General features: G+C 36.8%; 10 protein-coding genes and 4 tRNA genes. 12 read left to right on the top strand and 2 right to left on the bottom strand.

Annotated features, from left to right (window positions below; translation table 11 throughout):
- Window positions 1-3 precede the first annotated feature (3 nt).
- A complete protein-coding gene (gene pheT / locus HCD_RS02685; protein ID WP_014659063.1) occupies window positions 4-2319 on the bottom strand; it encodes a phenylalanine--tRNA ligase subunit beta in 2316 nt (771 codons plus the stop codon).
- On the bottom strand, window positions 2319-3305 hold the full coding sequence (pheS, locus tag HCD_RS02680) for a phenylalanine--tRNA ligase subunit alpha (protein WP_014659062.1): 987 nt from the start codon (window positions 3303-3305) through the stop codon (window positions 2319-2321). Before pheS ends, pheT begins: the two co-directional genes overlap by 1 nt.
- Before the next feature lie 94 nt (window positions 3306-3399).
- Between pheS and HCD_RS02675 the strand changes: the two genes are divergently transcribed.
- The 12 genes from HCD_RS02675 to HCD_RS02620 all read left to right on the top strand — a co-directional run bounded on the left by HCD_RS02675 (window position 3400) and on the right by HCD_RS02620 (window position 12306).
- Complete coding sequence (locus HCD_RS02675) at window positions 3400-3714, top strand: histidine triad nucleotide-binding protein (RefSeq protein ID WP_014659061.1); 315 nt, start codon at window positions 3400-3402, stop codon at window positions 3712-3714.
- Between the two features lie 17 nt (window positions 3715-3731).
- On the top strand, window positions 3732-5054 hold the full coding sequence (locus HCD_RS02670; protein ID WP_014659060.1) for an aminotransferase class V-fold PLP-dependent enzyme: 1323 nt from the start codon (window positions 3732-3734) through the stop codon (window positions 5052-5054).
- 34 nt (window positions 5055-5088) lie between these two features.
- Window positions 5089-5661, top strand: coding sequence for a DUF3972 domain-containing protein (locus tag HCD_RS02665; protein WP_014659059.1), 573 nt, complete (start codon window positions 5089-5091; stop codon window positions 5659-5661).
- Window positions 5662-5766: 105 nt separating this feature from the next.
- Window positions 5767-8163, top strand: a complete 2397-nt coding sequence (locus tag HCD_RS02660) for a molybdopterin guanine dinucleotide-containing S/N-oxide reductase (RefSeq protein WP_014659058.1) — start codon at window positions 5767-5769, stop codon at window positions 8161-8163.
- Window positions 8164-8175: 12 nt separating this feature from the next.
- The gene (locus HCD_RS02655; RefSeq protein WP_014659057.1) at window positions 8176-8712 is read left to right on the top strand and encodes a hypothetical protein; all 537 of its coding nucleotides are present in this window, start codon (window positions 8176-8178) and stop codon (window positions 8710-8712) included.
- Between the two features lie 12 nt (window positions 8713-8724).
- A complete protein-coding gene (locus HCD_RS02650; protein WP_014659056.1) occupies window positions 8725-9225 on the top strand; it encodes a hypothetical protein in 501 nt (166 codons plus the stop codon).
- Window positions 9226-9240: 15 nt separating this feature from the next.
- Window positions 9241-10773, top strand: coding sequence for a glutamine-hydrolyzing GMP synthase (gene guaA / locus HCD_RS02645; RefSeq protein ID WP_014659055.1), 1533 nt, complete (start codon window positions 9241-9243; stop codon window positions 10771-10773).
- A 75-nt stretch (window positions 10774-10848) separates the two neighbouring features.
- Window positions 10849-11592, top strand: a complete 744-nt coding sequence (locus tag HCD_RS02640) for an HpaA family protein (RefSeq protein ID WP_014659054.1) — start codon at window positions 10849-10851, stop codon at window positions 11590-11592.
- A 261-nt stretch (window positions 11593-11853) separates the two neighbouring features.
- Window positions 11854-11931 (top strand) — tRNA-Pro (locus HCD_RS02635).
- Window positions 11932-11993: 62 nt separating this feature from the next.
- Window positions 11994-12070 (top strand) — tRNA-His (locus HCD_RS02630).
- Between the two features lie 61 nt (window positions 12071-12131).
- A tRNA-Arg gene (locus HCD_RS02625) sits at window positions 12132-12208 on the top strand.
- A 21-nt stretch (window positions 12209-12229) separates the two neighbouring features.
- Window positions 12230-12306, top strand: a tRNA-Arg gene (locus tag HCD_RS02620).
- Window positions 12307-12895 lie beyond the last annotated feature (589 nt).

The following is a 12895-nucleotide window of genomic DNA, read 5'->3' as shown; positions in this document are numbered from 1 at the left end:
AAATTATCCTTTAAGGTGGGCATTGAATTTTTTCTCTAAAATTTCAAGGGCTTTTTGAATGACAGAATTAACTTCTTCATCATTTAAGGTTTTTTCTAAAGAGCTAATAACAAGGCGTATGCTTAAAGCGATAGTATTATCGTTTTCTTTAAAAACATCAAGGGCTAGAATTTCGTGTAAGTTAGGAATTTTAGCATCTTCTAAAGCTTTTAACAGAGTGCTAAAAGCAATGTCTTTGTCTATTAAAAGGGTCAAATCTCTTGTGCTACTAGGATAAATACTAAAGGGTTGTAATAGCATACTAGGGTGCTTGAGTTTAGTTGCATCAATTTCAGCATAATAGCTTTCAAATAAATCTAGTTCTTGGATAACTTTAGGATGGACTTTTGCGATTGTGCCTATAACTTCATTATTTTGAACGATTTTAGCGCTCTGGTAGGGGTGATTGATAGGCTTTTGAGTAACTAACTTTTCTAGACTAAAATCCCCTATAATTTTTGAAATACATTCAGCAAAAGAGTAAAAATCCCATGTTCTACCCTTAGCATAAGGATAGCTTTCTAATGCTTTTAAGCCACTCACTAAAAAACCTAGCTTTTGAGTTTCTTCTCTTTTAGAGTTATACACGCTTCCTTTTTCATAAAGGGCTATGCTTTTAAACCCTAAATTTTTATTTCTCAAACTCGCATCTAAAAGACCACAAACAAGGCTCGTTCTAAGCGAGTTTAACTCCGTTGTGATAGGGTTTTGTAATTCTAGTGAGTCTTCTAAAACTTCAAAGCCTAGCTTTTGTTGTTTTTCTTTGGAATAAAACACATAATGAATGACTTCTTTAAAATCACAAGCAAGAGCCTTGTGTTTAAGATTCTCAAAAAAGCGGTGCGTGTGATAATGTGGGTTTGAACTCTCCCTATTGACACAATTAAGGGGCTTGGAGACTAAATTATCAATTCCTACAAAGCGTAAGACTTCTTCAGCAATATCTTGGATTGTTTTAATATCATGCCTAAAATTTGGCACTATAATTTCTAAATTTTGCTCTTTTATCTCAACTTCAAAGCCTAAACTTTTTAAAATGCTTTGAACTTTTTCTCTCTCTATAGCAAGTCCTAAAATCTCTGTAATTTCTTCAAGCTTTATCGTAAGTGTATGTTTCTTCAAGGCTTGCTTGGTTTGCTTAATTTCATAAATTTCAGCTTTTAAAAGAGTGCTTAAAAAATCTAAACCTTCTAATAAGTTAGGGTTGCTTCCCCTAGTGCTTCTATAGATAAGGGCGTTGTCTTTTTTAAGTGTTTTATCTTTTAGGGCATGTAGTTTTAAGGATAAGTTTGTAGGCTCTGTATAACTCGCTTCTAAGAGTAAAAATTCATCTAAATCTTCTTCTATGGTATGTTCTACGCCGATAGTGGATAGTTTATTGATATAATGACCACCCCCGCAAGCATTTACACAAGCACCATTCATACTAGTATATTCAAGGTTATTTTCATCACTTTTTACGCTTAGATTAATAGGGGATAAACTTACGCTATAAGCATTCATTAGCACCCCACTAAAATGCGTGCCATATTCTATGAAATTTTTTAAAGCATTCTCACTCAACGCATTGTTATGAGCTAGTGCAAGTTTGATATTTAAAGGGGTGTTTAAAGAATGGTTTTTAATCAAATAATAAGCTAAATGCGATTGAATATTATCATCAGTATTGAGTGTGATTAAATCGCTTTTTTTAGTAAAATCTAATGCCTTGATAGGTTTTAGGGGCGATTGATAAAACGCACTGATTTCTCTAGCAACGCCTAAAACACTCAAGCAATCCCCACGATTTGGAGTGAGTGAGATTTCTAAAATATGCGTGTTGAATAAGGTGTATTCGCACAATTCCTTACCTAGAACTAACTCTCCAATACTTTCATCTAATTCCAATATGCCTTCACTAATTTTAGGAAAGCCAAGTTCTGTGCTAGAACAAATCATGCCATAGCTCTCCACCCCCCTAAGTTTGGTTTTAGCAATAGTGATTGAGCCTATTGTCGCTCCATTGAGTGCGACTGGCACAAATTGATTTTCTTTGACATTTTTAGCCCCACACACGATTTGTAAAACTTCCTTACCCACGGCTACTTGACACACACTCAGTTTCTCAGCATTTTGGTGGGGTGTTTTTTCTAGCACTTTACCCACAACCACATTCTTAGGGGCGATGCAAGGAATACAACTCTCTACTTCTAAGCCTAAGCAACTCAAATTTTCACAGAGTTTGTTTATATCCTTAGGAACATCTACAAAAACATTCAAATCATAAGTGCTTAGTTTCATTAAAAGCTCTCCAATACTCTTAAATCAGTTTCAAAGAAACTGCGTAAATCATTGATTTGACAAGTAAGCATTGATAATCTCTCAATGCCCATGCCAAAGGCAAATCCGCTCACATTTTTATAACCTACCGCATCAAAGACGGCATTATTTACCATGCCACAGCCTAAAACTTCTAGCCAGCCGGTATGTGAGCATACCCTACAGCCTTCTTGCTTACAAAATACACAGCTAATATCCACTTCAGCACTAGGTTCAGTAAAAGGGAAAAAGCTCGAACGCCATCTTAATTTCACATTGCCAAAAAAATAGTGTAAAAAGTCTTCTATCACGCCTTTTAAGTGCGTGAAATGGATACTTCCTTTTTTATCTACCACAAGCCCTTCAATTTGATGAAACATGGGCGTATGGGTCAAGTCATAATCTCGCCTAAAGGTCTCTCCTAAGCAAATCATCTTAATAGGGGGGGTTTGATTTTGCATGGTATGGATTTGCACAGGTGAAGTGTGTGTTCTTAAAAGTTTGTTATCTTTAAAATAGAAAGTGTCTTGCATATCTCTTGCAGGATGATAAGGGGGCAAATTTAAAGCGCTAAAATTATGAAAATCATCTTCTACTAAAGAGCCGATTTCAAGCTTGTATCCTAAGGGGGTAAAAAATTCAATGATTTTATTTTTGGTGTAATTTAGGGGGTGAGAAGAGCTTGTTTTTTGAGTGTTAAACAAACTCACATCAATTTTTTCTTTTTTTAAGCATTCTTCTAGCTCAAGCTCCATAATGGTCTTTTTTTTCAACTCAAACGCTTCTTCAAATGCTTGTTTATAATGGTGTATTTCTTTAGCAAAGGCGTTTTTCTCTTCGCCATTTAAATTCTTAAGTTCAGCAAATTTAAGTGCAAAGACACCTTTTTTTCCAAGGGCATTCAAACGCACCTCTTCTAACTCTTTGCTGTTAGTTATGGTTTGTAATTTTTCCAATAAAGTGTGCAAAACAATCCTTTTAATTTTTTAAGGGTATTTTTAAAAGCTAGAGTATAATACAACTTTAATAAAAGAGAAACCTTAAAAGAGAGTGAAAAGTAGCATGAATGTGTTTGAAAAGATAATTAAGGGCGAAATCCCTTGTTCTAAGATTTTAGAAAACGAGCATTTTTTATCCTTTTATGATATTAACCCCCAAGCTAAAGTCCATGCCTTAGTAATTCCTAAAAAAAGCATTCAAGATTTTAATGGCATAACCCCAGAGCTTATGGCACAAATGACAACATTCATTTTTGAAGTGGTAGAAAAGTTAGGGATTAAAGAAAGCGGTTACAAGCTTTTAACCAATGTCGGTAAAAATGCTGGGCAAGAAGTTATGCATTTGCATTTTCATATTTTAAGTGGGGATAAACGCTAAAAGCGTTGGTGGTTTTTATGCAAGCATTTTTAAATAAAAGTTTTGCCCCCTTACTCAATCCTAATGAAGACCTTTTAGAACAAATTCGCTCCAGTATTATCTTAAAAAAAGGGGTGCGTTATTTTGATTTTGGAGCATCAGGGTTAGCGAGTAGTTTAGTTGAAAAACGCATGAAATCTTTATTACCTTACTATGCGAACGCTCATTCTATCGCCTCTAAGCATGCCATTTTAATGGGGGCACTTTTAGAAGAATGTCAAAATAGATTGCGTCACTCTTTAGGTTTAAGCGAACAATATCTAATTTTAAGTGCTGGATATGGAGCAAGCTCAGCGATTAAGAAATTTCAAGAGATTTTAGGGGTATGTATTCCTTCAAAAACCAAGAAAAATTTAGAGCCGTATTTAAAAGATATTCCTTTAAAGCATGTTATTGTAGGCCCTTATGAACACCATTCTAACGAAATTAGCTGGCGTGAAGGCTTGTGTGAAGTGGTGCGTATTCCTTTAAATAAACATGGCTTATTAGATTTAGAAAATTTAGAGCAACACTTAAAAAAGCACCCTAATAGTTTGGTTTCTATAAGTGGTGCTTCTAATGTAACGGGGCTTCTCACACCCTTAAAAGAAGTCTCATCGTTGTGCAAGAATTATAGAGTCACTTTAGCCTTAGATTTGGCTAATTTTAGCGCTCATGCTAACCCTAAAGATTGTGAATATCAAGCAAGTTTTCATGCCCCCCATAAGCTTTTGGGGGGTGTTGGGGGGTGCGGTCTTTTAGGTATTGCTAAAGATTTGATTGACACTCAAATTGCCCCTAGTTTTAGTGCTGGAGGGGTGATTAAATACGCTAATAGCAACAGGCATGAGTTTATTGAAGAACTACCTTTAAGAGAAGAGTTTGGCACGCCAGGATTATTGCAATTTTACAAAAGCACTCTAGCATATCAATTAAGAGATGAATGTAGTTTGGACTTTATCAAAAAGAGAGAAGATAATTTGTTACGAGTGCTTATGTATGGGTTAAGAGATTTGCCAGCCATTAATATCTATGGGAATTTAACAGCCAGTCGTTTGGGGGTAGTGGCTTTCAATATAGGGGGCGTTTCACCCTATGATTTGGCTAGGGTTTTAAGCTATGAATACGCCATTGAAACTCGTGCAGGTTGCTCTTGTGCAGGACCTTATGGGCATGATTTATTGAATCTTAACACCCAAAAATCAAGCGATTTTACGACTAAACCCGGATGGCTTAGAGTGAGTTTACACTTTAGCCATTCAGTGAATGATATTGATTATTTGTTAGAGAGTTTGAAAAAGGCGATTAAAAAGTTGCGTTAGGTTGTTTTAAGTTATATCATTTTGAAGGAAAGATTTGGATATTTTAGATTTAGAAAAAACAAAAGCCCAAGTTACATCAAAAGAGCAAGATGATAGAGAGTCGGTAGGCTTAGAAGATTTGAGCGCTTTAGCATGGCTTGAGTTAGAAGAGTTTAGCCATCTTTCTGGGCTTTCTAAAGAAAGAATTTTGGAGTTAGTGAATGCTGGCAAAATTCAAAGCAGAAAAAGTGGTGATAAGCTTCTTATTGATGCGAGCAGTGGGACTAACGCACTGATTAAAAAAGTGGAAAACAATTTAGTTTCAATGGATATGAATGGGCATTCTTTAGAGCCTATGTTTGTAGAAAAGACTATTAACACTATTTTAAGCTTGCACGATAAAGTGGTTCTAGCTAAAGATGAAACGATTTCAGCTTTCAAAAATGAAAACATGTTTTTAAAAGATGCTTTGATTTCTATGCAAGAAGTCTATGAAGAAGATAAGAAAACCATTGATATGATGCGAGATGAACTTGACAAGGCAAGAGAAGAAATTGAGTTTATGAAGAGAAAATACCGCTTGATGTGGGGAAAAGTCGCTGATATGGGAAGCGTGAATAAGAGATAGTTTCAAATCAGCATAAATTATGAGAATTGATTAACGATAATTTTATGTAATGTGTGTTAGAATCTCAAGTGTTTTTAATAAGAATGCCAAATTTGAAGGAGAGCCATGTCTATTTCACGCAGAAGTATCCTAAAAGGAACAGCAGGGGTAGTTGCACTCGTTAGCACCAGTCCTTTAAAAGCTATTAATAGTTTTGAAAAAGTAGAGTCCATTCCTCATGCAACGCATTTTGGTCCCTTTATTGCGAAAGTTCAAAATGGGGTTATCAAAGATATTATTCCCCAAAAGAGTGATTACAACCCTACCACGATGTTAAAAGCTATGGCAGATAGGGTGTATTCAGATAGCAGGGTGAAGTATCCTTGTGTGCGTAAGAGCTTTTTGGAAAATAAAAAAAACCACAAAGAGTTGCGTGGAAAAGAAGAGTTTGTGCGTGTGAGCTGGGATGTGGCTTTGGATTTAGCAGCTAAAAAGCTTAAAGAAATTCCTAGAGAAAATATTTATAATGCGAGTTATGGTGGCTGGGGGCATGTGGGTAAATTGCATCGTTGTAATAGCCTAGCAGGGCGGTTTTTTAACACGACTTTAGGGGGGGCAGTTGGGACTGATGGAGAGTATAGTAATGGTGCAGCAGGCAGAGTGAATCCTATTATCGTGGGAGATATGGAAGTTTATTCGCAACAAACGACCCATGAAGAGATGATTAAAAATTGTAAGGTATATGTCATGTGGGGGGCGGATTTATTCAAATGTAATCGCATTGATTATTTTGTGCCAAACCATGTCAATGATAGCTACTACCCTAAGTATAAAAAAGCCGGCATTAAATTCATTAGTATTGACCCCATTTATACCGAAACCGCTCAAGCTTTTAATGCTGAATGGATACAAATTCGCCCTAATACTGATGTGGCGTTAATGCTAGGCATGATGAACTATCTTTACACAAGCAACAAGTATGACAAAGAATTTATCGCTAAATATACCGATGGTTTTGATAAATTTTTACCCTATTTGCTAGGACAAACCGATAACACGCCTAAGACTTTAGAGTGGGCGTCTAAAATCACTGAAGTTCCGGCAGAAAAAATTAAAGAATTAGCGGATTTATTTGTCTCTACCCGCACTTTTTTAGCGGGTAATTGGGCGATGCAAAGAGCCCAGCATGGCGAGCAACCTGATTGGGCGTTAATCGTTTTAGCCAGCATGATTGGTCAAGTGGGCTTGCCTGGTGGGGGCTTTGGCTTTTCTATGCATTATAGCGGAAATGGGCAAGCAAGCTCAGGGGCAAGACCCATTCCAGGGATTTCACAAGGGCGTAATCGTGTGAAAGGCACTATTCCAGCTTCTAGGGTTTCTGAAGCGATTTTGAATCCGGGTAAAGAAATTGATTTCAAGGGTAAAAAACTCAAATTGCCTAAAATCAAAATGGTCTATAATTGTGGGGCGAGTTTATTAGGGCATGAGCCTGATGCGAATGAACTCATTCGTGCGTTAAGAAGCGTGGATTGTGTGATTGTGCATGAGCCTTGGTGGACGCCTACAGCGAAGTTTGCCGATATTGTTTTTCCTTCTACTAGCACTATGGAGAGGGATGATATCACTTTTGGGGGGAGTTATTCTAAGAATGTGATTTATGCTATGCGTAAGGTTGTAGAGCCTGTTTATGAATCTAAAGATGATTATGAGATTTTCAGACAGCTTGCTTTACGCATTGGGGGGAATGAAGCAGAGCAACGCTTCACCGGCTCTAAAAGCTATATGGATTGGATTAAACGCTTTTATGAAAGAAGCGATGGACCTACTTTAAAACCTTTTGATAAATTTTGGAGTGATGGTTTTGTGGAGTTTGAAATTCCTGAAGATGCGAGAAAATTTGTGCGTCATGCGGAGTTCAGGCAAGACCCTATCAATAATAAGTTGGCTACAGAGAGTGGGAAAATTCAAATTTTTTCTCAAAAATGTGCGGATTTTAAACTGGCTGATTTTAAAGGGCATCCGACTTGGTTTGAGCCAGCAGAGTGGCTAGGCTCTAAAATGGCTGAGACTTATCCATTCCATTTAGTCTCTCCGCACCCAAAATATCGTGTCCATTCACAGCTGGATAATACTTGGATTAGGAATGTGTATAAGATTCAAGGTAGAGAGCCTGTAGTTATCAACGAACTAGACGCTAAGAAATTAGGCATTAAACATGGTGAAATTGTAGAAGTGTTTAACGCTAGGGGAAGATTATTAGCGGGGGCGTTTGTAACCAAGAATATCCGTCAAGGCGTTTTGAGTATTCAAGAAGGGGCATGGTATGACCCAGAAGATACCAAAGCGAAACACCCACGATGTAACGCAGGGCATGTGAATGTGCTTACTTCTTCACGCCCTACAAGTGGCATGGCACAAGCCACTTCGGTTAACACAACTTTAGTAAATATTAGAAGACTCAGAAAGAATGAGTTAGTCAAGCCCTATCATTCAGTGTCAGTGCCAAGCATTATTGGGGCATAAAAGGAGTAAATGATGAAAAAAATTTGGTTAGTAGCGTTATTTTTGAGTGTATTAAGTGCTGAAAAGTTGTGGGTTATGGGCGATTTAGATGTGTATGACAAATCAGGTAAGGAAAAGATAGGTAAGATTGCTAGGGGGACTCCTGTAGAAAAAGTGAGTGATGTGGGCGATAAAACGATTATTAGAGTTAAGGGCTATTTGAAGACAGGCGATGATAAAGTGCTTTATGGCACAAAAAATTTTGTTATGCCTTTTATTTCTTTGAGTAAAGCAGGGGGAGTGAAAGCGGATACTATGGAAGTGTCCTTGCCTAAGAAGGATTTAACCAACGACCAAGCTAAAGCATGGGCGGATTCTGAGTTCTTATATTATGATACTTGCTCCATGTGCCATGCAGCCCATGCCCCTAAAGAACATAACATGATGGAATGGGATGGTATTTTTGCCACTATGAGAACTTTTGCTATGCCAACTGATGAAGAAGCTGACAAAATCATTCAGTATTTACACTCTCATGCTATTGATGGTTATGCAACAGATGATGAATAGGAATTGGTGGTTATGGGTGTTTTTCAAATGGGCTTGAAACTATGCATGGGATTAATTTTAGCTGGAGAAATGCTACTAGCTGATTCATCTTTTGCTATTAGGGTGGATAAGAGTTTAAGCTCCTCACTTTTAAATGTGCTATCTATGGCTTTTCAACAAGATATGAAAGCAAAACTTAAAGTAGTTGTTGCAAAAGACACGGATAAAAACCGCAAAAAAGAGCTTTGTGGGTTTGACGCTTTTTTATTGTCTGATTCTTTGATGAGAACTATTCCTAGCAAAGCCCTTTTTCATAAGGATTTTTTGTTTCAGTCTCAAGAAAATAAAACACTTTATGCGTTTTCACTTATTAATTCGCAATATTGCTCTAAGGAAAGAAATCATAAATTTAAATTAGAAGCCTTAGAGCATTGGTTTAGAGAAAAAGCCCCCAAGCTCATTGAAAGCTACAAGGTAAATTACAAGAACCAATATGTATCGCCAAGCCATAAAAAACAAACACAAAATAATTAAGAATAAAGAAAATAAATGATTTTAGTATTAGATTTTGGAAGTCAATATACCCAGCTTATTGCTAGAAGATTAAGAGAGAGTGGCATCTATGCTGAGATAGTGCCTTATTTTGAAAGTGCAGAAAAAATCCAAGAAAAAGCCCCTAAAGGATTGATTTTAAGTGGGGGGCCAGCGAGCGTGTATGCTAAAGATGCCTATAAACCCAGTGAAAAAATCTTTGAATTAGGTTTGCCGATTTTAGGGATTTGTTATGGCATGCAGTACTTAGTGGATTTTTTTGGGGGGGTAGTAGCTTGTGCGAATGAACAAGAGTTTGGTAAGGCCACTTTAGAAATCACTCAAAATTCCATACTTTTTGAAAGTGTGAAAACAAAAAGTCTTGTGTGGATGAGCCATATGGATAAAGTCATAGAGCTACCCAAAGATTTTACTACCATTGCTACAAGCACTAATTCACCCCATTGTGCAATTGAGTTAAAAGACCAAAAGATTTTTGGCTTACAATTCCACCCAGAAGTCATTCAAAGCGAAGAGGGGGGCAAGATTTTAGAAAATTTTGCCCTTTTAGTTTGTGAGAGTGAAAAAACTTGGGGAATGCAAAATTTTGCTAAAGAAGAGATTGTTAGATTAAAAGAGCAAGTTTCTAATGCTAAGGTTTTGTGTGCGGTGAGTGGTGGCGTGGATTCTACGGTAGTTGCTACACTACTACACAGAGCGATTAAGGATAATTTAATCGCTGTATTTGTCGATCATGGCTTATTGCGTAAAAATGAAAAAGAAATGGTGCAAGCGATGTTTAGGGATTTGCAAATTCCTTTAAACACCATAGACGCTAAAGAAATCTTTTTATCCAAATTAAAGGGCATAAGCGAGCCTGAGTTAAAACGAAAAATAATCGGTGAGACCTTTATTGAAGTGTTTGAAAAAGAAGCCAAAAAGCACCACTTAAAAGGCAAAATTGAGTTTTTAGCCCAAGGCACATTGTATCCTGATGTGATTGAATCAGTAAGCGTCAAAGGGCCTTCAAAAGTAATCAAATCGCACCATAATGTAGGCGGATTACCTGAATGGATGGACTTTAAACTCATAGAGCCTTTAAGAGAATTGTTTAAAGATGAAGTGCGTTTGCTAGGTCAAGAACTAGGCATTACCAAAGATTTTTTAATGCGCCATCCTTTTCCTGGACCTGGACTTGCTATAAGGATTTTAGGCGAAATTAGTGAAAGTAAAATCAAATGTCTTCAAGAAGCAGATGCCATTTTTATTGATGAGCTTAAAAATGCTAATCTATACGATAAAGTGTGGCAAGCTTTCTGTGTATTATTGAATGTTAATTCTGTGGGGGTTATGGGAGACAATCGCACTTATGAAAATGTCGTGTGCTTAAGAGCCGTGAATGCTAGTGATGGCATGACAGCGAGCTTTTCGCATTTAGAGCATTCTTTTTTAGAAAAAGTTTCTAATCGTATTACCAATGAAGTGAGTGGGATTAATCGTGTGGTGTATGATATTACTTCCAAGCCACCTGGAACGATTGAATGGGAGTGATTTGTCTTTAAGGTTAGGAATAAAGTAGGATTTTTTGGATAAGATTAGGAACTGATTTTACAAGAAAGGAAGTTAATGAAAAAAAGTAGTTTGGTCTTGGGAGTGTTGTTGCTTAGTGGAGTGTTAGCCCATGCTGAAGATAAAGCCCATGCAGCTTATCAGCATGCTATGAATACAGGTGAGTCTGTGGACTTGCATTTTTATTATCCTATCAAGGGTAAGCAAGAGCCTAAGAATAATCATTTGGTCGTTTTAGTAGATTCTAAAGTGGATACTAATAAAGTTATTCCTGAAAGTTATCAGAAAGAGTTTGAAAAAGCGTTAGCCCTTCAAATTGCTAGTCTTTTGGAGCGAAAGGGTTATAGTGTTTCGCATTACAAATCCACTGATGAAATTCCTAAGGAAATTCAAGAAAAAGCCTTAATTGCGTTGCGAATTGATGGCAATCTAGCGGTTTTAGAAGATATTGTAGAAGAGAGTAAGGGAGCTAGTGAAGAGAAAGTGATAGACATGTCTTCAGGCTATCTTAATTTGAATTTCTTTGAACCTAAGAGTGGTGATATTGTCCATAGTTTTGGGGTTGATGTGTCTAAGATTAAGGCCGTGATTGAAAGAGTGGTGTTGGAACGCACTAATTCTGGCGGTTTTGTCCCTAGGACTTTTGTGCATAGAATTAAAGAAACTGACCATGACCGGGCTATTAAAAAAATTATGAATCAAGTTTATCAAAAAACTATGGCACATGTTTTTAAAGAGTTCAGTAAAAATAACATGGAGCGTTACCAAAAAATCGCTAGTGAGATGAAGAAGCGCAAGTAGTTTCTTATGAAATTGACTTGGCCTTTGTTAAATACTTTGAAGTAGCGTTTAGGGGGGGCGGAATCTTTTATCTGTTTGGTGTTTTTGAATGCTTTTCACAAAGATTTCATATGAGTTTAGTAGATAGCATTCAGGCGTTGGTTGTTGTAGTTGTTTGTAGTTTGGTTTTTCTTTAGAAATGGGGTTTTTATTGGGAAAAATCAAAAAATTAAGCTAAAACTCAAAAAAATTAAGTTATAATAACTCTTTAAGTCAAAATTTCGGGGCGTAGCGCAGTCTGGTTAGCGCACTTGGTTTGGGACCAAGGGGTCGAAGGTTCGAATCCTTTCGCCCCGACCACCTTATGTTGAGTGGGTTGTTCTGTTTAAAATTATTTGGTAGAATGTTACTTCTTTTTGATGGTGGGAGTAGCTCAGTCGGTTAGAGCATCAGATTGTGGTCCTGAGGGTCGTGGGTTCGATTCCCATCTTCCACCCCATCTTTTTATAATGAAATGTTTTACCGAGCTTATGTTAGTGATTTCTTTATTTGAATTGTAGGCGTTCGTAGCTCAATTGGATAGAGCACCAGACTTCGGATCTGGGGGTTAGGGGTTCGACTCCCTTCGAGCGTACCACCTAACACGATGCTGTTTAACGCGCTTGTAGCTCAGCTGGATAGAGCAACAGCCTTCTAAGCCGTAGGTCGCAGGTTCGAGTCCTGCCAAGCGCACCACCTTTGGTATTCTTTGAGAGGATGCATGGATTTTTTAGAGTGGAGTTTGCTCGTTTTTTTAATTCTTGTGTTTCTGATAGGAATTGGATATTACATTGTCATGGTTTTTTCTTCCAAAGATTGATAGCCTTATCTCATTTTACTTATCTTTTTCGAATCTGTGTTGTTAGCAAGTAGATAAAAAGGGCTTTGAAAAAAGTCAACAGAAATTAGTTCTTCCATTGCAATGTTTTTGATTGTTTTAAAAAGGTTTTTGCGTTTTTAGTTTTGATTTGGATTTTTATAAAAACGCATGAGTGGGTTTTGTGCTCCTTTTTTTACGACATTATAAAAGGTGTTTATTAACAAAGGCTCTGTTATAATCTTATATTGATAGTTTATTTTTCTTTATTTTGTTATTAAAATTTTTTAAAAAAGTCTTTTTAATAAGATTAAGAGAGGGTTACCCCCCCTTTTTTTTGGCACTCTCTTTTAGGCTTAAAATCCATATTTATTACATAAAAATTTAGATTGCTTTGTGCATCAATATTTAATGAGTAAAATCTAGCGAATGTTTATCAACAATGTTTAATAAAAGTTCTGGTGGTGC

Origin of the sequence: Helicobacter cetorum MIT 99-5656 (genome assembly GCF_000259275.1) — a bacterium.
In the GTDB taxonomy this organism is placed as follows: Bacteria; Campylobacterota; Campylobacteria; order Campylobacterales; family Helicobacteraceae; genus Helicobacter; species Helicobacter cetorum.
The sequence above is the reverse complement of the archived record's forward strand: the minus strand, read 5'-3'. Positions and strand labels throughout refer to the sequence as shown.